The organism is Cellulomonas sp. P4_H12, assembly GCF_056400905.1.
Genome location: NZ_JBFUKJ010000099.1, coordinates 1 through 623, shown reverse-complemented (window position 1 = coordinate 623; position 623 = coordinate 1). Strand labels below are relative to the sequence as shown.

The window sequence follows — 623 nt, the reverse complement described above, 5'->3', positions numbered from 1 at the left end:
CGCCCTTCTCGGCCAGCCAGCGCTCCGCGTCGATCGCGGCGGAGCAGCCGGTGCCGGCGGCGGTGATGGCCTGACGGTAGGTGTGGTCGACCAGGTCGCCGGCCGCSAAGACACCCTCGATGGAGGTCTGGGTGGCCGGGGACTGCACCCGCACGTAGCCCTCGTCGTCGATGTCGACCTGGCCCTTGACCAGCTCGCTGCGCGGGTCGTGGCCGATCGCGACGAACATGCCGGTGATCGGCAGGGTGGACTGCTCACCGGTGACGGTGTCGCGCAGCACCAGGCCGGTGACGCTGGTCTCGCCCAGCACCTCGACCGGCTCGGCGTTGGTCAGGAAGCGGATCTTCTCGTTCGCCTTGGCGCGYTCGAGCATGATSCGKGAGGCGCGGAACTCYTCGCGGCGGTGCACSAGSGTGACGSWGCGGGCGAAGCGGGTGAGGAAGGTGGCCTCCTCCATCGCGGAGTCGCCGCCGCCGACCACGACGATGTCCTGGTCGCGGAAGAAGAAGCCGTCGCAGGTGGCGCAGGCGCTGACGCCGCGGCCGAGGAGCTTCTCCTCGCCGGGGATGCCGAGGTAGCGGGCCGCGGCGCCCATCGCGAGGATGACGGCGTGCGCGTAGTAG

At 71.2% G+C, this 623-nt stretch carries 1 protein-coding gene; it reads right to left on the bottom strand.

From position 1 onward, the window contains the following. On the bottom strand, positions 1-623 hold a 623-nt coding region (locus AC1DQC_RS19960), incomplete at both ends, for an NAD(P)/FAD-dependent oxidoreductase (protein WP_477052968.1).